Source organism: Paenarthrobacter sp. R1 (genome assembly GCF_030264015.1).
GTDB classification, from domain to species: Bacteria; Actinomycetota; Actinomycetes; order Actinomycetales; family Micrococcaceae; genus Arthrobacter; species Arthrobacter ureafaciens.
Genome location: NZ_CP127115.1, coordinates 818,322 through 838,634, shown reverse-complemented (window position 1 = coordinate 838,634; position 20,313 = coordinate 818,322). Strand labels below are relative to the sequence as shown.

Genomic DNA, 20,313 nt, shown 5'->3' with positions numbered 1-20,313 from the left:
TATTTGAGGGATGGCGAATTTCAAGCAGTCCACCAAGCTTCATAATGTCCTCTACGACATCCGTGGACCGATTCTTCAGGCCGCCCAGCAAATGGAGGCGGAGGGTCACAGGATCCTCAAACTGAACATCGGAAACCCGGCACCCTTTGGGTTTGAAGCGCCTGACGCCATCTTGGTGGACATGATCCGCCACCTTCCCAATGCCCAGGGCTACAGTGACTCCCGCGGTATCTTCTCCGCCCGTACGGCGGTGTCGCAGTACTACCAGACGCGCGGCATCCAGAACATCCATGTGGATGATATCTACCTGGGCAACGGGGTCAGCGAACTCATCACCATGTCCCTCATGGCGTTGCTCGAGGACGGCGACGAAGTCCTCATCCCCACCCCGGACTACCCCTTGTGGACGGCGTCCGTCTCTTTGGCAGGCGGCCGTCCCGTCCACTACCTGACCGACGAAGAATCGGGATGGCAGCCGGATCTTGATGACATGGAATCGAAGATCACGCCACGCACCAAGGGCATCGTCGTCATCAATCCCAACAACCCCACGGGAGCGGTCTACCCCGAAGAGACCCTGAAGAAGATTGTCGCCCTGGCCGAAAAGCACGGGCTGGTGATTTTCGCCGACGAGATCTACGAGAAGATCCTGTACGAAGACGCCGTCCACGTGAACCTGGCGGGCCTGACCGGCGATGACGTGCTGTGCCTGACGTTCAGCGGACTGTCCAAGGCGTACCGCGTCTGTGGCTACCGGGCCGGCTGGATGGCTATCTCCGGCCCCAAGAAGGACGCCGCGGACTACCTTGAAGGCATCAACCTCCTGGCGAACATGCGCCTGTGCGCGAACGTTCCGGCCCAGCACGCCATCCAAACGGCGCTCGGTGGCTACCAGAGCATCAACGACCTCATCCTCCCCGGCGGCAGGCTCCTTGAGCAGCGCAACAAAGCCCACGACCTCTTGAACGCCATTCCGGGTGTGAGCACGCAGCAAGCCAGGGGAGCCCTCTACCTGTTCCCCAAGCTGGACCCGGAAGTTTACCACATCAGGGACGACGAGAAGTTTGTCCTGGACCTCTTGAGGGAACAGAAGATCCTTGTCTCGCACGGCAGGGCGTTCAACTGGGTGCGCCCTGACCACTTCCGCATGGTGACGCTGCCCAACGTCAAGGACATCGAGGAAGCAATCGGCCGCATGGCGGACTTCCTGTCGAGGTATCCGGGCAACTAGCCTGAATCCCAGGGCGCCACGGGGGCGTCGTCCGGCAGAAAGGCTAGCCATGGTTGCAGTTGAGTTCGCCAAGAGTCCCGCAGAAACGCTGAAGGTCGATTCGGGGTTTACGCTCGCTAGCGTGGATCCCGAATCGACGCCCGGCTACACAGGCAACAAGGTTGACGGGAAGGCTTTGCTGGGTGCGCAGGACGACAGGCTGGCTGAGCTTCAGGAACAGCTGTTTGCCGAAGGTAAGTTCGGCAGCGACAAACGCCTGCTGTTGATCCTTCAAGCCATGGATACCGCAGGTAAGGGCGGGATCGTCAGCCACGTCGTCGGCGCCATGGATCCCCAAGGCGTCCACCTCACGGCGTTCAAAGCGCCCACGGATGAGGAAAAAGCCCACGATTTCCTGTGGCGGATCGAGAAGCAGGTTCCGGCCGCGGGCATGGTGGGCGTCTTCGACCGCTCCCAGTATGAGGACGTCCTCATCCACCGCGTCCATGCTTGGGCCGACGCCAAGGAGCTGGAGCGGCGGTACGCAGCCATCAACGATTTCGAAGCCAGGCTTACCGAACAAGGCACCACGATCGTCAAGGTCATGCTCAACATCAGTAAGGACGAACAGAAGGAGCGTTTGATCGCCCGGCTCGACGATCCCAGCAAGCACTGGAAGTACAGCCGTGGCGACCTCACCGAGCGGGCCCATTGGGATGACTACATGAAGGCGTACGAGGCTGCCTTTGCGGAAACCTCTACGGACACAGCTCCGTGGCACGTAGTTCCTGCCAACAAGAAGTGGTACGCACGGATCGCTGTCCAGGAGTTGCTGTTGGAGGCACTGCGGGGGATGTCGTTGGATTGGCCCAAGGCAGAATTCGACGTTGCCGCAGAGCGAGCGCTCGTGGCGGAATCCTAAGCTTTGCGGGTTACTCCGGGGCGTTGCCCGGTTCACGGGCAGCCGCCAAGCGCTTCCGTGCTCCTTCGAGCCACTCCTCGCAGCGCTTGGCCAGGGCCTCTCCGCGCTCCCACAACGCCAGGGACTCCTCGAGGCTTGCTCCGCCTGCCTCGAGCCGCCCAACGACGGCCACCAGTTGTTCCCGTGCCTCTTCGTAGCTCAGCCCGTCCAAGGCATCAGGTGTTTGGCTGCTGTTCTCGGTCATTGAAATCCTCTTGTTTAGTGCTGCTGCCAGCGGGTGAGTGGGCGTGCCCGGCGGCTTTTTCGTGTGCCTGATGCGCCCGGCGTTCGGCTATCGTTCGGCTATCGTTCGGCAATTTCGGCATGGCCGGCGGACGTGGCACGGAACCTGCCGTCTGCTACCCGGATCGAGAGGGGCGTGTCCTCGGGTACCTGTTCCGGGCTGGTGACCACGGTGTGCCCTGCCTGATCCTCACCGATGATCTGCACTACGGCATAACCCCGGTCAAGGGTCTTTTGCGGAGACAGTGCACGCACCTGGGCGCGCAGGTGGTGCACCTGGTCAAGGGCACGCACTACCGCCGAGTTCACGGCAGTGTGGGACCTCTGCCTAAGTCGCGCAACCTCGTCGGCGCGGACATCCACCAGCGTATCCGGGGCTGCCAGGACCGGACGCGACCTTAGCGCGTGCAGCCTGTCGGTTTCCCGATCCACCATCCTTCCGATGCTGCGCCTCAGGTGGTCGCGTGCCTGCCGCACGGCCGCGAGTTCCTCTGAAACGTCCGGCACAATCCGCTTTGCCGCGTCGGTTGGCGTCGACGCCCGGAGGTCGGCAACGTCATCAAGGATCGGACGGTCGGCCTCGTGGCCAATGGCGCTTACCACCGGCGTGGTTGCTGCGGCCACGGCCCGGATGAGGTCCTCGTTGCTGAATGGCAGGAGGTCTTCAAGTGCTCCGCCGCCCCTGGCCATGACGATGACATCGACGTGCGGGTCCGCATCCAGTTTCCGGAGCGCCCCGATGATCTGCGATACGGCGGTGTTGCCTTGGACCGCGACTTCGCGGACATCGAACTCCACGGCGGGCCAGCGAAGCGCAGCGTTCCGCAGGACGTCTTTCTTGGCGTCCGAATCCCGGCCTGTGATGAGGCCGATCCGGTGGGGGAGGAGCGGTAGCTTGCGTTTCCGGGATTCAGCGAAGAGGCCCTCGGCAGCCAGCGCCTGGCGTAGCCGTTCGATCCTGGCGAGAAGATCGCCCAGGCCCACCGGCCGGATGTCCTTGACGGACATGTTGAGCCGTCCGGTCTTGACCCAGAAGTCTGCCTTCACCAAGGCCACCACGCGGGAGCCCCGTTCCAAGGGAGTCCGCTGGCGGTCCAGGACTGTGGACCACACGGAGGCGGGCAGGGAGATTTCGTCGTCGATGTCCCGCAAGGTGAGGAAGGCGTTGCCTCCGCGGCGGTTCATTTCAATAACCTGGCCCTCGATCCAGGCTGCAGGTGCGCGCTCAATGTGGGCTTTGAGCTTGCGGGACAACAGTTGGAGCGGCCACGGATTGTCCGGGCTGGTCTCCGCAGCAGTACCGGGCAGGGTCGATTCGGGTCTGGCTTCAGCTGACATCAGTGATCCGTGCGTTGTCCTGCATGTGTTTGTCCTCGCTAGCGCTGCTGTTGCCGTTGCCGGCGCCTTCCAACTCTATCCATAGCCTCAACCCCGGGTCCGACATTTTTCCCCGTATGTGGACAGCCTAGGATGGTGGCACTGCCCCCGAACCTCAAGGATGACTGTGCGTACCTTTGTTTCTGCAGTCGGAGTGATCCTTGCGTTGTTGCTGACAGCAGTGGCTGTACCGGCAGCGTGGGTGGACACCAACGTGGTCAAGGAAGATGGCTTCGTACGGATGGCTGCGGCGCTGGGGAACGATCCCGGCTTCCAGGAACGGCTCGCCGCTGCCGCAGCCGGCACCTTTGAATCGTCTGTCTCGCTTCCGGAACCCGTCCGAAACCTTGCTGCCGGAGCCATCAAGGATGCCGCGTCCGGCATGCAATCCTGGAGCGACTACCCGCAGGCCTGGGAGGAGACCGCGAGGAACAGCCACCGCCTGAACTTCGGCACCATCAAGGCGGAGGAGGCGCAGTCACCAACGGCGCTGCAGTTGGATATTGCTCCGCTGGTGCGGCTGATCCGGGATCACTTTGCCTCCTCCACGGGCATCCGGTTGGACGTGCCCGAACAGAGCGTCGTAACTCTCGGCCAACCCGCGCAGCGGCAGGTCATTGAGCGTGTTTCTGCGTTTGTCCCGCTGTGGTGGATGGCCGCCGTCGGTGCCGTACTTTCCGCCTTGCTTGCCCTCGCCGCAGCGCGGCGACGCGCGGTGGTCCTGATCTTCCTGGGGCTGGGCGGGCTGGCATTGGCTGCAGTGTGGACGACGACGACGGACATCGCCGTCCGTGCTGCGGAAAACCTCTCCAGCGGCAACAGTGTGGCGGAACTCTTCAAGGAGGAGTTTCTCGCCTCGGCCAGATCCGGCTTCGGGGAATGGATTGCGGCGAGCATATGGGCCTCTGGCGGAATGCTGGCGTTGAGTGTCATTGCGTGGCTTCTCACAGGGAGAGGACGGTCACGTTCTGCGGACCGGTCCGGCACTGGCCGGTAACATTGAAGGATGACCAGCACAGCAGTTTCTATTCCGATGCCCACGGTGCCCCGCAGACGTCGATCTCCTGAAGAGGTGCTGGCTGCCGCCCCGGTTACGGGAACCAAGAAAGTCCTGCTGGCAGCTCCCCGCGGTTACTGTGCCGGCGTGGACCGGGCCGTCATCGCGGTGGAGAAAGCGCTGGAGCACTACGGTCCGCCCGTCTATGTACGGAAGCAGATCGTGCACAACGTGCATGTTGTTACCTCCCTCGAAGAAAAGGGCGCCATCTTCGTTGACGAGACGGACGAGGTACCCGAGGGTGCCCTGGTCATTTTCTCGGCGCATGGCGTGTCTCCGGCCGTTGTTCAATCCGCAGAGGACCGCGGCCTGCGGACCATCGATGCCACGTGCCCGCTGGTTACCAAGGTCCACCGTGAAGCAGTTCGCTTCGCGAAGGAGGACTACGACATCCTGCTGATCGGCCACGACGGCCACGAGGAAGTCGAAGGAACCGCCGGCGAAGCCCCGGAACACATCCAGATCATCAACGGCCCGCACGAGGTCGGCAAGGTGACTGTCCGCGACCCCGAAAAGACCATCTGGCTCTCCCAGACAACCTTGAGTGTTGACGAGACCATGGAGACCGTGCGGATGCTCAAAGAGCGGTTCCCCACCCTCCAGGATCCGCCCAGTGACGATATTTGCTACGCCACCACCAACCGCCAGGTAGCCATCAAGAAGATCGCTCCCCAGGCTGACTTGGTGATCGTGGTTGGTTCGGCCAACTCCTCCAACTCCGTCCGCCTCGTCGAGGTAGCCCTTGAATACGGGGCCAAAGCGTCCTACCGGGTGGACTTCGCCAATGAGGTGGACGAAAGCTGGTTCGAAGGCGTGGCCACGGTGGGCGTGACTTCAGGGGCATCCGTTCCCGAGGTCCTGGTCCAGGACGTGCTCCGGCTTTTGGCCGACTATGGCTACGGCGAGGTTCAGGAAGTTGTCACGGCAGAGGAAGACCTCCTTTTCTCGCTGCCCAAGGAACTTCGCGCAACGCTCAAGCAAGCCGGCGACGTCAGCCGTGCCTTGGGCGGACGGGGCAACCGCCCCACGTCCTAACGTTTCGTGATCGTCAACGGCCCGGTTGCTTATGCCCTGTCAGGTCCTCAGGCGGCAGACTCCCTGCTTGCATCTGCGTCGATGCCCCTGTCGCTCGGCTCTACAGCGAGGAGTTCGGGTGCTGCGAGGGAGCGCGGGACCACTTCCACCGAAGCAGGTGAGGTGAGGCCGGCGTCATCCATGGTGTTGAGCTTGCGCGCGGTCGGAAGAACCCGGGCTTCAAGCGTGCCAACCATCGCGTTGTAGCGGTCCACGGACGTCTTCAGTGAGCTGCCCAGCTTGCCGACATTTTCCCCCAAGGTGCCCATGCGCTCGTAAAGCTGCTTGGCCAGCTCGAAGAGCTCGTGCGCGCTGTCCGTGAGGACGTCCTGGCGCCAGGTGAACGCCACCGACTTGAGGACTGCCAAGAGCGTTCCGGGCGATGCCAGGACGACGTTCTTGGAGAGCGCATGCTCCAGGAGCCCGGCGTCCGCTTCCAGAGCCGAGGCGAGGATCGACTCCGCCGGCAGGAAACAGATCACTAACTCGGGGGAGTTGCCCGGGATGTCCCAGTACTTCTTTGCCGCCAAGGCGTCAATGTGGGCCTTGAGGGCCTTCGCATGCTGGGCCAGAAGACTCTTGGAATCCTGACGGGCCTGGTCCGTGACTGATTCTCCCAGGGCACCCTCTCCGTGGATCTGTTCCTGCGCCGCGAGGTACGACCCAAGAGGTACCTTGGCGTCCACCACCAGTTGCTTGCTGCCCGGCAACTGGACCACGAGGTCGGGCCGCAGCGTGTTCTCACTCCGCCCGGAATGGACTTGCTCGTAGAAGTCGACGTGGCGCATCATTCCGGAGGCCTCAACCACGCGGCGGAGCTGGACTTCGCCCCACTGGCCACGGGCACTGTTGGAACGGAGAGCCGAGGCCAGCGCATGCGTCGACCTCAGGAGTTGCTCGTCGGAAAGGCGGGCATCCTGCAACTGCTGGGCGAGTTGGCCGTACTGCTCCACGCGGTCGCGCTCCAGCAGTGAGACCTGCTGCTGGACGGCTGTCAGCTTCTCCGCAACCGGGGCCAGGGCGCGCAGCACGCTGCCGTCCGAGTTCCTGGATTCGCTGAGCTCGCGGTTCTGTGCGAACAGAAGGCGACGTTCGGCGTCGGCGGCTGCGTACTGGGCGGTCACCTCCGAGAGGCGCGCCGAAACGGCGTCGAAATCCGCTTCCAATCCCGCACCCCGGCGACGGAAGACAACGTACGCGATACCAAGTCCCAGTGCTGCTCCGATCAGCAGCATCAACAAGGCCAGAACCAATCCAAATCCATCCATGCAGTAACCCTGTCACAGGGGTACGACAGTTTTAGTGCAGGGCCCTGCCGGGGTGTCCCAACCCGGAGGGAGCTGAATCGGAACGGTGTGCGCTAGCGGGTAGAATCAATGCTCGTGGCTCTTACTATTGGCATCGTCGGACTGCCCAACGTCGGCAAATCAACCCTCTTCAACGCACTGACCCGGAACCAGGTTCTTGCAGCGAACTACCCGTTCGCAACCATCGAACCAAACGTCGGCGTCGTGAACCTGCCGGACCCGCGTCTGCAAAAGCTGGCTGAAATCTTCGGTTCCCAGCGGCAGCTGCCGGCAACCGTGTCCTTCGTCGACATCGCGGGCATCGTCAAGGGCGCCTCCGAGGGCGAAGGCCTGGGCAACCAGTTCCTGGCGAACATCCGCGAAGCCGAGGCCATCGCCCAGGTCATCCGGGTGTTCGACGATCCCGACGTTGTCCACGTTGACGGCAAGGTTGATCCGCGTTCGGATATGGAAACCATCAACACCGAACTGATCCTGGCCGATCTGCAGACGATCGAAAAAGCCATCCCGCGCATCGAAAAAGAAATCAAGATCAAGAAGCGCGAGGCTGCCGAGCTCAACGCCATCAAGGCCGCCCAGGCGGTGCTGGAGCGTGGGGACACCATTTTCTCCTCGATCAAGAGCGACAAGCTGGAGCTGGAGTACCTGAAGGAGCTCAGCCTCCTCACAGCCAAACCGTTCATCTACGTCTTCAACGCAGATGAAGGCATCCTGGGCAGCGCGGAGAAGCAGGTAGAACTACGCGCCATGGTTGCTCCCGCCGACTGCATCTTCCTTGACGCCAAGCTGGAGGCGGACCTCGTTGAACTTGACGAGGAAGAAGCCCGCGAGATGCTGGAAATGAATGGCCAGACCGAGTCCGGCCTTGACCAGCTCGCCCGCGTTGGCTTCCACACTCTTGGCCTGCAGACGTACCTCACCGCAGGACCCAAGGAAACGCGTGCCTGGACCATCCGCCAAGGTGACACCGCCCCGCAGGCTGCCGGCGTCATCCACACCGATTTCCAGCGCGGCTTCATCAAGGCCGAAGTCGTCTCCTTTGACGACCTCGTCGATGCCGGCTCCATGGCCGAGGCCAAGTCCCGCGGCAAGGTCCGGATCGAAGGCAAGGACTATGTCATGTCCGACGGCGACGTGGTGGAGTTCCGTCACGGAATCACCTCTGCCAACCAGGGCAAAAAATGAACCCATCTCCAAGTGCGGATGGGGGCGAGCGTGACCTTGGAGTAGCCGATCTTGAAATGATCCTCGAAGAGATCGAAGCTGCAAACGCTTCTGGCGAACCGTCGAAGCCAACGTCTTCGCGACTTCGAATTGATGCTGTCCGGATTCGAAACTTCAAAAAAATTGAAGACACCCGTATCGAGCTTGGCCCTATCACCTATCTTGTGGGCGGAAACAACTCCGGCAAGAGCAGCGTTCTTCAAGCAATTCACACCGCTGTTAGCTGTGCACAGGCTTCGGTGGAACTCGGCCAGCGAGTAGTGGCTGAAGCGAGTCTTCGCTACTCTCCAGTAGCGGAGTTTTCTCTGCTTGGGCATGGAGCCCCCTACGGAAACCGAAGCCTGGGCCAACGCGGCGTGGTCGACTTCGAAGGAGTTGCCGCTGACAGCTCTGTGGGCTCCGAGTATCGAATTGAGATGTACAAGGCTCGAAACCACAATAACGTGGGCGTCGATCGGTCGGGAACATCGGCCGGGTTCGGTCAGGTCGTCAGCGATCCCAAGAAGCTTTTTAGCGTCTACGTTCCGGGGTTGGCCGGGGTGCCGCATCGCGAGGAAATGAGCGGCTATGCGGCGGTGTTCCGGAAGGCCGCCAGTGGTGACGCCAACTTGGTGTTCCGCAACACCATTCGGCTGCTGGCTGAGCGCTCGTTGCTAGAGGAGCTTCAGCGCCTTCTTGAATCGGTGTTGAAGGCCCCCGTGTCATTTCGAGTAGAGTTTGACCCCGACCGTGACCTCTATGTCGACGTTCGCCTTGCGACCGGGGAGGTGGCTCCGAAGGACCATTTGCCTGTGGATCTCTGGGGCACCGGTATTTTGCAGGTCACGCAAATCTTTGCCTACGTTCTTCTCTTCAAGCCGGCTCTCCTCCTCGTCGACGAGCCTGATAGCCATCTGCATCCATCCCGTCAGAAGGCGCTGGGTGCTGCCCTCGAGCGCGTGGCCAAAGAGTTTGAATGCAAAGTCATAGTCAGCACGCATAGCCGTCACCTGATCACCGGTGCGTCGGATAGCGTGAAGGTCGTGTGGATGAAGGACGGGAAGGTCGAGTCGGATAGCCAGAAGGAACTGACGGCGTTGCTTATGGACCTCGGTGCGCTCGATCAGCTGGACTTATCAAGTCGAGTTATCCTTTGCACTGAAGATGAGGATCCATGGGCGTTGCAACTCGCACTGAAGCAAGCCGGTTGTACGGATAGTGACGTGAAAGTTGCGTCTTTCAACAATGTCTTTGCTGCAGAAGCTTTTCGTGAGATGGCGGAACTGATGGTGGAGACCCCCGGGTCATCATTCATCGAGATCGCGACTTTCTGACCGACTCTGAGCTGGCCGAGTGGTCCAAGGTGTTCACTGACCGGGACATCGAAGTATTCTGTCCAACCCTGTGCGATACGGAGGCTTACCACGCAACTGTGGAGCACATTGCCTCCGTGACAGGGCTCGCGGAGCCGGATGCAGCGACCATCCGCAATGAGGTGATCGGGGCATGGCTTCCTGAACTGCGCAAGAAGCACCGTGATAAGCGCCGGACAGTGAATAGGACTTATCTCGATGGGGGTGCCCCTCGGACCGACGAGATTTGGCCAGATGGCGCTGACCCGAACGAAGAAGTGCTGTACGGAAAGTTGTTGCTTACGCAGACTGAAAAGCGTTTGCGCGAGAAAAGGCACCTTCCGGGCAACGAGTCGTTGTCAAACCACGCAAGTGCTCGACTAGTGGGCGAGTTGCGGGCGCACCTGGATGGGGAACAGTGAGCGGGGGAGTTCCGTCACGGCGTGACTTCCTCCCGGCAGAAAAAGAAGTGAAGCACTGTGGCTAACGAGCGCATAACGGAAGACTTGGTCGAGGCACACCTCCGCGACCTGGGCTACTACGATGACCCAGACGAGACGGTAGTCGAGAAGCAGCAATCGGTCGTTCAGGACATCCGAAAGGGCCTCTCGAGAGCGTCGAAGACCGGCAAGGGCAAGGCCGCCGGCTATCCCGAGTTCATCGTCACTGCCCCCGGCACGCCGGACATGGTGGTGTTGATCGAGTGCAAGGCCGATGTCAAGCAGCACGAATCCGCGAATCGCGATCTGCCGAGGGACTTCGCCGTCGACGGCGTCCTCCACTACGCCAGGTATCTGTCGCCCGCCTACACGGTCATCTCGATCGCTGTGTCCGGCACGCCTCAGGCGAACGAGTGGTCGTTCTTCGTCACGCCGAAGGGTTCGTCTCAGGAACAGGACCTCGTCTCGCGTACCGGTGCGCCGGTCACCGCCATGATCGGCCTGAGCGACCTGATCGCCGGCGCGTCGTTCGACCCGCGTGTCCAGCGCCAGCGCGAGCGCGACCTCATCGCCTTCTCCATGGAGATGCACGAGTTCATGCGCGACGAGGCTGAGCTCGAGGAGAAAGAGAAGCCGCTTGCGGTCGCCGGGACGCTGATCGCGCTCAAGGACCAGATCTTCGCGAAGACATACGACTCGTACCCCGCGAGCGAGCTCCCGGAGTTCTGGATCCAGTCGATCAAGCGGGTCATTCGCGAGGCGAAGCTGCCGGTCGCGAAGCTCGAGAACATGACTCAGCCGTTCACCGGCATCCAAGTGCATCCCGAGCTGCGCAAGCCGACCAAGGGCTACCCCAAGGGCCTGCTGAATGAGATCGTAACGATGCTCGCCGAGAAGGTGATGCCGTTCCTGACGATCTACCACGACTTCGACGTCGTCGGCGCGTTCTACGGCGAGTTCCTGAAGTACACCGGCGGCGACGGCAAGGGCCTCGGCATTGTCCTGACGCCTCGTCACATCACCGAGCTGTTCGGCCTGATCGCCAACGTCAGCAAGGACGACAAGGTCCTCGACATCTGCGCCGGCACTGGCGGCTTCCTGATCTCGTCGATGGTCCAGATGATCAAGACGGCCACGACCGAGGCCGAGGTCACCGACATCAAGCAGAATCGCCTGATCGGCATCGAGCAGAACCCGAGCATGTACGCCCTCGGCGCGTCAAACATGATCCTGCGCGGTGACGGCAAGGCGAACCTGTACCAGGGCTCGTGCTTCGACACCGCGATCACCAAGGGCGCGAAGGCGCATAAGGCCAACATCGGCATGGTCAACCCGCCCTACGCGAAGTCGAAGGAGGACCTGCACGAGCTGCGATTCGTCGAGCAGATGCTCGATAGCCTGGAAAAAGGCGGGACCGGCATCGCGATCGTGCCCGTCTCATGCGCTACAGCGTCGAGCACCCACAAGAAGAACCTGCTGAAGAAGCACACGCTTGAGGCGGTCATGTCGATGCCGCCGGAGGTGTTCTACCCGGTTGGCGTCATCACCTGCATCATGGTGTTCACTGCTGGCGTTCCTCACGGGAAGTCGGACCGGAAGACCTGGTTCGGCTACTGGCGCGACGACACCTTCATCAAGGTCAAGAACCTCGGTCGAGTGGACCGGAACCACACCTGGCCGGACGTGCGCGACCGTTGGATCGAGATGTACCGCAACCGCGAGGTCCACCCCGGCCAGGCTGTGATGCAGAAGGTCGGTTCCGACGCCGAGTGGGTTGCCGAAGCGTACATGGAAACTGACTACTCGCGCCTCGAGCGCTCGCACTTGGAGAAGGTTTTGCTCGACCACGCCCTCTTCGTGCTTCGGGGCGAAGTCGACCCTGGCGAGAGTGACGACGAGTGAAGCGTCTCGAAGAGGTCTTCGATCTTCGGTACGGGCACTCGCTCGAGCTGAACGCGTTGCAGAGGGTCGCGGCCCCTGACGGCGTGAACTTCGCTTCTCGGGCCATGGGCAACAACGGAATCACGGCGCGAGTCCTGACCACGGCGACTCCCGGAGCCCCTGGGGAGATCACCGTGGCGCTTGGGGGCAATGGGGTGCTGTCGTCCTTCGTGCAGCCAGAGCCGTTCGTGTGCGGCCGGGATGTCATGATCCTGACGGCCAAGGACCCGACCATGACCACGGTCGAGAAGCTCTGGTGGTGCAGGTGCATTTGGGAGAACCGCCACAAGTTCTCCTACGGACGCGGTGCCGGCGGCCAATACCGGTAGCGATGGCCAGCTGTGAGCTGATTTCAATTGCTGAGTCGCGGGACAGTTTACGGATCTCAGTAGCCTGGGTCGCCTTGTTGGTCCGCTTGAACGTGTTGTGGGTGGCAAACAAAGTTACGCCACCACCAATGAGGGCGCCGAAGAGTGGCGAGAGCATCTTGAAGATTTCGTCGGCATTCAAACTGGGTTCCTTGTCTGGAGAGGGTCTACGTTCTGCAGACGCAAGGACGCTACCCGGTCATTGGGGTTGCCCGAGCAGCGTCAATCAAGTTTACAGCTCGCCAGTCGCCCAAGGGTCTCCTTGAGGCACGGTTATCCGCAGCCCCCTACGGACGCCTCACAAAACTATCGAGGCGATCCCACGCATGGGTCTAGTTGTTCAGAGCGACCATGCGAAATGCACCGTTCCTGAAGCAGATTTACTGACCTGGAAACAGTAGAGCGCTGATTCGCGTCGAGCAATTCTCGGGAGCTATCAGCGTAAAGTGATGATCATCAGCATCCTTTGAATTTCAGTAAAAGAATCTCATCGAGAAATGCTTGCGTAGTTTTTAGAATGACCTTATGCTCCGAGAACGGTACAAGCCTAACCTTTGGAGGGCTTGAGGAGGCTTGTGGTCCCGCGTTTACCCAATGGACATTAGCTTCCACTCGAATCATTTAGCTTGGGGGATTTATGAGGAAGCTGCGATCGCTCGTGAGCATTGCTGTCGTCGCGCTGGCAGCAATGACTGTGTCGTCGTGCGGTACGGGAGGAACGCCGGCCGCAGGTTCCGAGCCGTCCTTGTCGGCGTCGCCCTCAAGCGAGTGCGCGAAATTTTTGCCCGATGCACCTTGCGGGAAGTTCAAAAGTGCAGCTGGCACGGCTGCTGGCCAACCCATTTCATGGGTGAGCGGCGGGCAAGTGACGGTGGAGTTGGATCGAGTTGGCCAGGAAACCTACCTGACGGCTGTTCTTCCGTGTGGACCCGTGAACACGGCCGTCACTATTGACGGCTCAAACATGACACTCTCCGGGAAGCTCGCAGTCGGCGCATCCGGATGCGTTGACCCTGCAAAAGGTGAACAGCAGACCTGGGCCCTCAACTTCCTTCAGGATGGCGTTCAACTCAACTACACGAACGGTGCGTTGACGTGGACGAGAGGCCAGGATTCCTTGGCTTTCGGCGCGGTCTGAACCGTTCCTGGCTCTGGAATTAGAGCGCACTACGCGGCTCGCGCATAATCTCGCGGCCGGACCCATTCACTTTGTCGTAGAACGATTCATCAAACATGGGCCGATACTGCATCGGCCCACTATCATGACGGGGGATTCATTGAAGAAAGCACTACGTATTGCAGCAGGTACGTTCCTCTTGATGCTCGGTATTGTCAGCCCCGCGGTGGCTGCGTCGGATGCCCCGGTCACACCTCCGGGCGAAGACGCCATCGAGGAATACTCCAAGAACGTCGGAGTCGACTTTTTGGAAAAGCAGAAAAAGCTCTCTGAATTCAAATACTGGATCACGCAGGTCCCTGGGATCTACGACGCTGGTTACGTTGAACAGGTCAACGACGCAGAAAGCCTTTCCGTCAAAGCCTTGTGGAAGGGCCTATCTCCGCTTCGCGAAACCGTCGCCAACGAAGGGCGGAAGCGAGGCATCATGGTGACGTTCTCCGAGCGTCCCTACTCGGTCCCTGAGATCGATGCAGCGGCTGAAGCCCTCATCAAGAATGACAAGGCCTTTGAACCGCTGGGATTCAAGATAGCTTCCATAGGAGGCGTTGGCGATGATGCCGGTGAAATAGCAATCGCGGATACGCCCTCAAGAATGAAAACGGCCTGCTGGCGTCACCTGAGCGGGTTGCTGTGGAGAACCTGGCACGCGACATTACCAAGTTGCCTATCCAAGTCATTGATGGAGTCCAGTCCCGTCCCGCCACTCGCATGAATGACTACAATCCCTTCAACGCAGGTGCCTACATACTCAACAGCAACCAAACAGCTTGCACAACCGGTTTTGCGCTGAAAGCCAGGACGGGACCGGGCGTGTGGACCAATACGGCCCGCCACTGTGAAGGAAGTGGCTGGTGGACTGCCCGCGACAATACCGGATCCTCAGCCGGAATGCAGTGGTGGGATACTCCCGACGGCCAGGCCGCCATGCTGTCCGAGGGCGGAAGCAAATGGATGTTTGACGGCGCGTGGAACAACTCGGCAGGCTATTCCAAACCCGTTGCCGGCTTCCACGATCTCTCATTGGGCGACTGGGTCTGCACAAGCGGCGGAAACTCTGGCGTGCATTGCAATATCAGTGTCTTGTACACGAATTTTCGATGGAATGATGGGTACGGCTACGCCTCTCAAATCGAGGGCTACCAGACAGTGGACGGTCAGCGCGCGGCAATCCAGGGGGATAGCGGTGGGCCCGTACTTGTACCGTACGGCAATGGCAGCGTCGGCGCTGCCGGCATGATCCAGGCCGTCGCCGGCCCCCTCTATAACTACGGCAATTGCGGCAGCGTTAGGGACGGTGGGGCGAACTACTGCAGTCGGTACGTTTGGTTCACGTCAACGCGCACGATTGCCAACAGCGCGGGCATGGACCTGGTGACCTGGTAGTTCACGCTCCGCGCCTCAAGCTGATGGCTACTTTTGTAACTGATGGATGCGGCATGCGAGGTAGAGCTTGATGCAGCGGCGTATTTTCTTTTCTCACAGCGCCATGGGCCCCCGTCGGAACCGAATTGCACAGCAATTGTTTGGTACTTGTGGATTGCTTCGGGTGTTATTGTCACGGAGTCGTCCTCTTCTGTTTCAGCGTGAGGGTAATTTGGGCAGAGGAACCACTGGGTAGTAGCCGGTGGGCAACTAAGCGCGGTGGATCCCAGGCTCTCAAGGAGAAGGTTTCCGTCTGTTCATATTGCCGGGAAGAGGAGAGACAGTGGAATTGACAATTGGTCGACGGGCTTTGATGGCCGGCGGTGGGCTCGCGCTGGCAGCAGGCGCAGCTTTTGCGGGCACTACGCCAGCGGCAGCGGCGACAGCTGTGACGAAGAATGCCAAGCGGGTCTACTACGCGTCGGATTATGGAATCTTCCCCCGGGCGACCATGCCGTTGGTGAACTTGCCTGTAAGTCCCACCGATCCTACGATCCGAAGGTACAGCGCGGGCAAGGAAGGTAAGCCGAACGTCCAGGCGATCGGCGCGCCCGACACCGAGGCAGTTGACCAGTCTGACGAGATCAATGCGTTTCTCCAGCAGATAGCGACTCTGGGTGGGGGTATTGCCATTTTCGAGGGCGATACAAATCAACTTGTGGGCTACGGCGTGAAGAAGCCCATCGTCATGTTGACCGAAGTTGCCATATGGGGATTGGGGTGGAACAAGACGACCTTCATGCTGATCGACGGCGCGAATTGTTCTGTCTTCGTGAATAAGCCGAAAACCAACTATCACGATGTTCGGGACTTGAGAATCAACGGCAATCGTTGGGGCCAGACTTTCCCGGACGCGCTGAAGTTTTCGGGACCAGGAGTCGATCTTTCGAGTGACCGCCACCCGGCAAACCCTGACAACTGGCAGTACAACTCCCACGGCATACTGCTCGTCCCCGACTACACGGCGCCCAATGCAGGCCCTTATGGCGATACGTACTCCAACTTCGAGAACATCTTCGTGGTGAACCCTTATGGCAGTGCGGCCATGACGAACAAGGTCGGCGGCGAGATTCGTTTTCGCAACGCCGTCTCCATGAATGCCGGCGGGAACGGTTTCACCGCAGGTTACGACACCTATCTCAGTGAAGTGACCGTTGCCAATTCCGAGTACGACGGATTTCTGCAGCAGAGCGGTTCGACCCGATTCACCAACACCAAAGCCTTTTGGTGCGGCCAGGTACTTGATCGGTGGCAGGTCGGCGGCGGTGCGGTAAAGATGCGTCGAGCGTCGATTGGTTACAAGATCGTCAATGGCTGCTGCGAATTCTCGTCGGCTGAAGCTCAGAACTGTGGTGGTGAAGGCTTTTGGCTCCAGGACGCAGAGAGTGTCAACGGGCAGCTCTCTTCGATCGCGAACAATATGATCGCGGACACGGCCGCGATCTCCAATCCTGATGGATGGGGCCCGGTTCCCAACAATTATGCAAACGACGCTGCGTGGAATAGTGGTCCTTCTTCACCCAAACCTGCGCCGGGAGACCATCCCGGAGTGAGGTTGAAGGGTAAGTCCAAGTACAACAATCTCTCCATCACATCGCGGACTGCGGGTCCACAGGCCGGAGTGGGCCTGGGGCAGCAGGCGTATGCGCTGGGTATTGACTACTTTGGTGGTGCAAAGGAGAACAACATCTCCGTGACGCACTCCGATGGGTACAATGGGCAGCGCGCCAAAGGGATATTGACACCTGAAACGCCCCATAGTGCAATTCCGCACAACTGGATCCTGGCCAATGGCAAACCGTTGAGCGACGCAGTCCGCAAGGCGCCCCCGACCATCGACGAGATTGATGCCGCGGGCACGTACATCATGATGGGTTCGGGTTACACCTACAACCCTTTCCCGGGCGGAATAGTCAGAATTACATGTGTGGAACTCGACAATCACTTCGCGCTCGAAGCAGTTCGACTCGATGCATCTGGTGCCCCGTTCACGAACATCAAATACAACGACGGGCTTGGTTGGCGGGGTTGGGTCCAGCAAAGCCGGGCGTAGGCATCTCTCGTCAGAATCGTTGTTCATTGACTATAGGTGAGAAGTGCAGTCGTTCATTGGCGCTTTGCGGTGCAGCCGTCTAGGCTCATGAATGATGCCCGGCCTTGTCCCACTTGCGAAGCTATTACGGAACCACACAGCTATGAGCCACGAATGCGGTCCTACGGTGCTGGGGGCGAACAAGGGCAGCTGCCGGCGGAACAGCCTTCGCATGCTAGCCAGTTCGGGCTATACCTCTGCTCGGCCGGGCATGAGTTTCGAGTAGAGATACCAAAGACGTAGGCAGGACCTGCGAAGCACCAGTCTCCTGACGTTAGGCCCGGTGCTCTCGACAACGGCAGATCCAGCGATCCGGTTCCATGACCAAGACGTTCCACTAGGTGTAGTTCCCATGGAGGTTGTGAACAGCGTGGCGTGATGTAAAAGGCGAAAGCCTCCGGTATCGATTTGGGTTACCACACTCATCTCGACGCCAGGAGGCTCTCGTTGTCCTACGTTACCCATGCCAACGCCGATCTGACACCTAAGGCCAGGGCGAAGCTGGCCCGTTTGGTCGTTGAGGAGGGCTGGACGTTGCGCCGGGCCGCGGAACGTTTTCAATGCTCACCAGCGACGGCCAAGAAGTGGGTGGACCGCTACAGGGTCCGTGGTGAGGACGGCATGGCTGACGCGTCCTCCCGCCCGCGGCGGAGCCCGAAACGCACCCCCGTACGCACCGAACGCCGCATTGTGGGGTTGAGGTTCAATCGGCGGTGGGGACCGCACCGGATAGCGGCCCACCTGGGCTTGGCCCGCTCCACCGTCGGCAAGGTCCTGACCCGGTACCGGATGCCCCGGCTGGCCTGCCTGGATCAGGGCACCGGTCTGCCCGTTCGCACACCTGCACCGCAGCGCTACGAGCACGAGAACCCCGGAGACCTGATCCACGTGGACATCAAGAAGCTTGGGCGCATCCCCGACGGCGGCGGACACCGCGCCCTCGGACGCGCCAAGGGGCAGCGGAACCGCCGTGCCGGGACCGGTTATGCCTACCTGCATCATGCCGTCGATGACCACACCCGGCTCGCGTACTCCGAAATCCTCAACGACGAAAAGAAGGACGGCCGCCGCCTTCTGGCTGCGAGCCGCCGCATTCTTCGCCGCCCACGGCATCACCGTCAAAGCGGTGCTCACGGACAACGGGTCCTGCTACCGCTCCCGGACCTTCGCAGCAGCCCTGGGACCGCACCTCAAACACCGGCGCACCCGCCCCTACCGACCCCAAACCAACGGCAAGGTGGAACGCTTCAACCGCACCCTCGCCACCGAATGGGCCTACGCCCGCCCCTACACCTCAGAAACCGAGCGCGCCGCCACCTACCCGGCATGGCTCCACCATTACAATCATCACCGAACCCATACCGGCATCGGAGGCAAAACCCCCATCAGCCGCGTTCACAACCTCAGTGGGAATTACAACTAGGTACCATGGCGCCATGTACGACTTCTCGCCCACCGCGGACCGGATTTTGCATCCCCAGTCAATCCACTGCCCAACGGACATGAATAAGGCGCGTCGGGAGAAGGGCATCTACGGTTGGCTGTTTACACCTGGGAGCCTGCCGGTACCGGACGCGCCATATGCACATACCGACGGTTTTGAGCTCATGTATGTCGGCATTGCCCCAAAAAGGCCCAGCACCAACGGGAAAGAAAGTGCTAGTCGGCTTCGCTCCCGCCTAAGGACTCATTCAAGAGGAGAGGCTTCTCGGTCTACGTTGCGGCTGACCCTCGGCGTCCTACTAGCCGAGGAACTAGGCCTCTCTCTTGGCCTACACAAAGGGCGCTTGAACTGGGGGGAGGATGGCGAAGCCCGATTGACCCGGTGGATCAACACCAACGCTCGACTCACCTGGGTGGAGAACCCGACGCCGTGGGTTTTCGAGGACGAGCTGCTCGCGCACGCGCCATTGGCCCTCAATATCGATGGAAGGACGGACGCGTTCTCACAGGAGTTGAAGGACCGTAGAACCATGGCGCGTAGCACTGCCCGTATTGCCCACGGAAGCGTATGAGTCTTCGATGCCAAACTGGCCCGTGGATTCTGGATCCGAGCTAGTGCTCATTGTAGAAGGCCAGTGTGGCAGCGCTGGCCAACCCGCTCGGGACCCCCTCGTCAGCGAGAATACATCCGGCGGAAAACACAATGGCCATGGTGGCGAGACGATGCGCCTCCAAGTCGCGGTCGATATGAGGAGGCTTGCCCACGCCCATCGTGACATCGCCCTCAGCCGGCGCATAGCGACCCGCCAAGAACGCCGTAGCGTGTGCCCAAGTCGAGTCCTCACGCCACAGGCGGTAAATCACCCCGAGGTTTTGTTCCGTGGCCATGACGGCTTCAGTTAGATTCTTCACCTGTTCTCGCATGGCCTTCTCATTTGAGGCGTCCAGGACGAATTCCTCCATCGCGGCGATGTCGATATCAGAGGTGATGCCCATCGATTGCATATGGGTGTGTGTCGTCTTTTCCGTCGAACGCCCATGGGCCAGCATCGCGTCTGCGGCCTTCTCACGTTCTGATCGAGCTATGCCCGCGAACCAGAGCAACCGCACAGCCAGTTCCCAGAACGCGCGCCGGTTGGGAGCGGTGGCGTGCCCCATCTCCCCTTTCGTAAGCATGGCGATGACCCGGCTCTGTTCGAAGGCTGCACGCATCCAGCCGACCGCAAACTGATTGACACGGGACAGGGGCACTTCACTGAGATCAACCGCGAGAACAGCATCCGCCGAACGAAGGGCGAAGTCGGCGTTCACCAGGTACGCGGGACGCGCATGCTGTGCCCGTCGGCGTTTCTTCGATCTTCTCCCGCGCATGTCATCACTGTATCTGCGGCGCGGCGCACCGCTGACCGGCGTCACTGGGACGACGAGCTGCCACCACTAATGTGAGGTGCTGCGGCAGGCACTCACCCATCGAGAGTGTCTTCTCGCTAAGCTCTTGAACCATAGGCAGGTCGGCCGTTTCCGCTGAGGTGATCGTGAAAACGACAGCCAATATGCGAGAGGTTATTTGACATCGGAACGTGGTGGAGTTCCGCTTCAACGTCTAAGCCCCTGCCTGCTCACTGCCATCGAGGATGCCGACC

The 20,313-nt window shown here is 60.5% G+C and carries 18 protein-coding genes and 1 pseudogene; 14 read left to right on the top strand and 5 right to left on the bottom strand.

The window, feature by feature from the left end:
* Window positions 1-10: 10 nt before the first annotated feature.
* Both QN084_RS04015 and QN084_RS04010 read left to right on the top strand, forming a co-directional pair.
* Window positions 11-1,231 (top strand): pyridoxal phosphate-dependent aminotransferase, encoded by a 1,221-nt coding sequence (locus tag QN084_RS04015; RefSeq protein ID WP_021472524.1) that lies wholly within the window; start codon window positions 11-13, stop codon window positions 1,229-1,231.
* 49 nt (window positions 1,232-1,280) lie between these two features.
* On the top strand, window positions 1,281-2,132 hold the full coding sequence (locus QN084_RS04010) for a polyphosphate kinase 2 family protein (RefSeq protein ID WP_069695737.1): 852 nt from the start codon (window positions 1,281-1,283) through the stop codon (window positions 2,130-2,132).
* Between the two features lie 10 nt (window positions 2,133-2,142).
* Here the strand turns inward: QN084_RS04010 and QN084_RS04005 are convergent, their stop codons facing one another.
* Window positions 2,143-2,376, bottom strand: a complete 234-nt coding sequence (locus QN084_RS04005; protein WP_021472526.1) for an exodeoxyribonuclease VII small subunit — start codon at window positions 2,374-2,376, stop codon at window positions 2,143-2,145.
* Between the two features lie 98 nt (window positions 2,377-2,474).
* On the bottom strand, window positions 2,475-3,752 hold the full coding sequence (gene xseA / locus QN084_RS04000; protein ID WP_069695736.1) for an exodeoxyribonuclease VII large subunit: 1,278 nt from the start codon (window positions 3,750-3,752) through the stop codon (window positions 2,475-2,477).
* A 160-nt stretch (window positions 3,753-3,912) separates the two neighbouring features.
* Between xseA and QN084_RS03995 the strand changes: the two genes are divergently transcribed.
* Together QN084_RS03995 and QN084_RS03990 are read left to right on the top strand one after the other, a co-directional pair.
* Window positions 3,913-4,788 (top strand): hypothetical protein, encoded by an 876-nt coding sequence (locus tag QN084_RS03995; protein WP_069695735.1) that lies wholly within the window; start codon window positions 3,913-3,915, stop codon window positions 4,786-4,788.
* A 9-nt stretch (window positions 4,789-4,797) separates the two neighbouring features.
* Window positions 4,798-5,883 (top strand): 4-hydroxy-3-methylbut-2-enyl diphosphate reductase, encoded by a 1,086-nt coding sequence (locus tag QN084_RS03990; RefSeq protein WP_062097379.1) that lies wholly within the window; start codon window positions 4,798-4,800, stop codon window positions 5,881-5,883.
* Window positions 5,884-5,930: 47 nt separating this feature from the next.
* Here the strand turns inward: QN084_RS03990 and QN084_RS03985 are convergent, their stop codons facing one another.
* On the bottom strand, window positions 5,931-7,190 hold the full coding sequence (locus tag QN084_RS03985) for a DNA recombination protein RmuC (RefSeq protein WP_021472530.1): 1,260 nt from the start codon (window positions 7,188-7,190) through the stop codon (window positions 5,931-5,933).
* A gap of 114 nt (window positions 7,191-7,304) precedes the next feature.
* Between QN084_RS03985 and ychF the strand changes: the two genes are divergently transcribed.
* From ychF to QN084_RS03965, 4 genes are all read left to right on the top strand, one after another.
* Window positions 7,305-8,414 carry a redox-regulated ATPase YchF gene (gene ychF / locus QN084_RS03980; RefSeq protein ID WP_031216602.1) on the top strand — a complete coding sequence of 370 codons (1,110 nt, stop codon included), beginning with the start codon at window positions 7,305-7,307 and terminating at the stop codon, window positions 8,412-8,414.
* A gap of 56 nt (window positions 8,415-8,470) precedes the next feature.
* A complete protein-coding gene (locus tag QN084_RS03975) occupies window positions 8,471-9,766 on the top strand; it encodes an ATP-dependent nuclease (RefSeq protein WP_168529449.1) in 1,296 nt (431 codons plus the stop codon).
* Window positions 9,767-10,263: 497 nt separating this feature from the next.
* Window positions 10,264-12,126 (top strand): HsdM family class I SAM-dependent methyltransferase, encoded by a 1,863-nt coding sequence (locus QN084_RS03970; RefSeq protein ID WP_069695733.1) that lies wholly within the window; start codon window positions 10,264-10,266, stop codon window positions 12,124-12,126.
* Window positions 12,123-12,494 carry a restriction endonuclease subunit S gene (locus tag QN084_RS03965; protein WP_175430149.1) on the top strand — a complete coding sequence of 124 codons (372 nt, stop codon included), beginning with the start codon at window positions 12,123-12,125 and terminating at the stop codon, window positions 12,492-12,494. Before QN084_RS03970 ends, QN084_RS03965 begins: the two co-directional genes overlap by 4 nt.
* 660 nt (window positions 12,495-13,154) lie before the next feature.
* Here QN084_RS03965 and QN084_RS03960 read toward each other — a convergent pair.
* Entirely contained in the window at window positions 13,155-13,358 is a 204-nt protein-coding gene (locus QN084_RS03960; protein WP_139126840.1) for a hypothetical protein, read from the bottom strand.
* A 25-nt stretch (window positions 13,359-13,383) separates the two neighbouring features.
* On the opposite strand from QN084_RS03960, the gene QN084_RS03955 reads away from it, so the two are divergent.
* From QN084_RS03955 to QN084_RS23985, 6 genes and pseudogenes are all read left to right on the top strand, one after another.
* Window positions 13,384-13,671: a hypothetical protein gene (locus tag QN084_RS03955; RefSeq protein ID WP_139126839.1), complete on the top strand. Its 288-nt coding sequence runs from the start codon at window positions 13,384-13,386 to the stop codon at window positions 13,669-13,671.
* 139 nt (window positions 13,672-13,810) lie between these two features.
* The gene (locus QN084_RS03950) at window positions 13,811-14,425 is read left to right on the top strand and encodes a hypothetical protein (RefSeq protein ID WP_139126838.1); all 615 of its coding nucleotides are present in this window, start codon (window positions 13,811-13,813) and stop codon (window positions 14,423-14,425) included.
* Window positions 14,422-15,096, top strand: coding sequence for a chymotrypsin family serine protease (locus QN084_RS03945; protein ID WP_069695730.1), 675 nt, complete (start codon window positions 14,422-14,424; stop codon window positions 15,094-15,096). Before QN084_RS03950 ends, QN084_RS03945 begins: the two co-directional genes overlap by 4 nt.
* 322 nt (window positions 15,097-15,418) lie before the next feature.
* On the top strand, window positions 15,419-17,188 hold the full coding sequence (locus QN084_RS03940) for a hypothetical protein (protein WP_139126837.1): 1,770 nt from the start codon (window positions 15,419-15,421) through the stop codon (window positions 17,186-17,188).
* 486 nt (window positions 17,189-17,674) lie between these two features.
* Window positions 17,675-18,650, top strand: a pseudogene (locus tag QN084_RS03935) (IS481 family transposase).
* A 13-nt stretch (window positions 18,651-18,663) separates the two neighbouring features.
* Entirely contained in the window at window positions 18,664-19,242 is a 579-nt protein-coding gene (locus QN084_RS23985; RefSeq protein ID WP_352231315.1) for a GIY-YIG nuclease family protein, read from the top strand.
* A gap of 40 nt (window positions 19,243-19,282) precedes the next feature.
* Here QN084_RS23985 and QN084_RS03930 read toward each other — a convergent pair whose 3' ends face one another.
* Window positions 19,283-19,981, bottom strand: coding sequence for a hypothetical protein (locus QN084_RS03930; RefSeq protein ID WP_069695204.1), 699 nt, complete (start codon window positions 19,979-19,981; stop codon window positions 19,283-19,285).
* Between the last annotated feature and the right edge of the window lie 332 nt (window positions 19,982-20,313).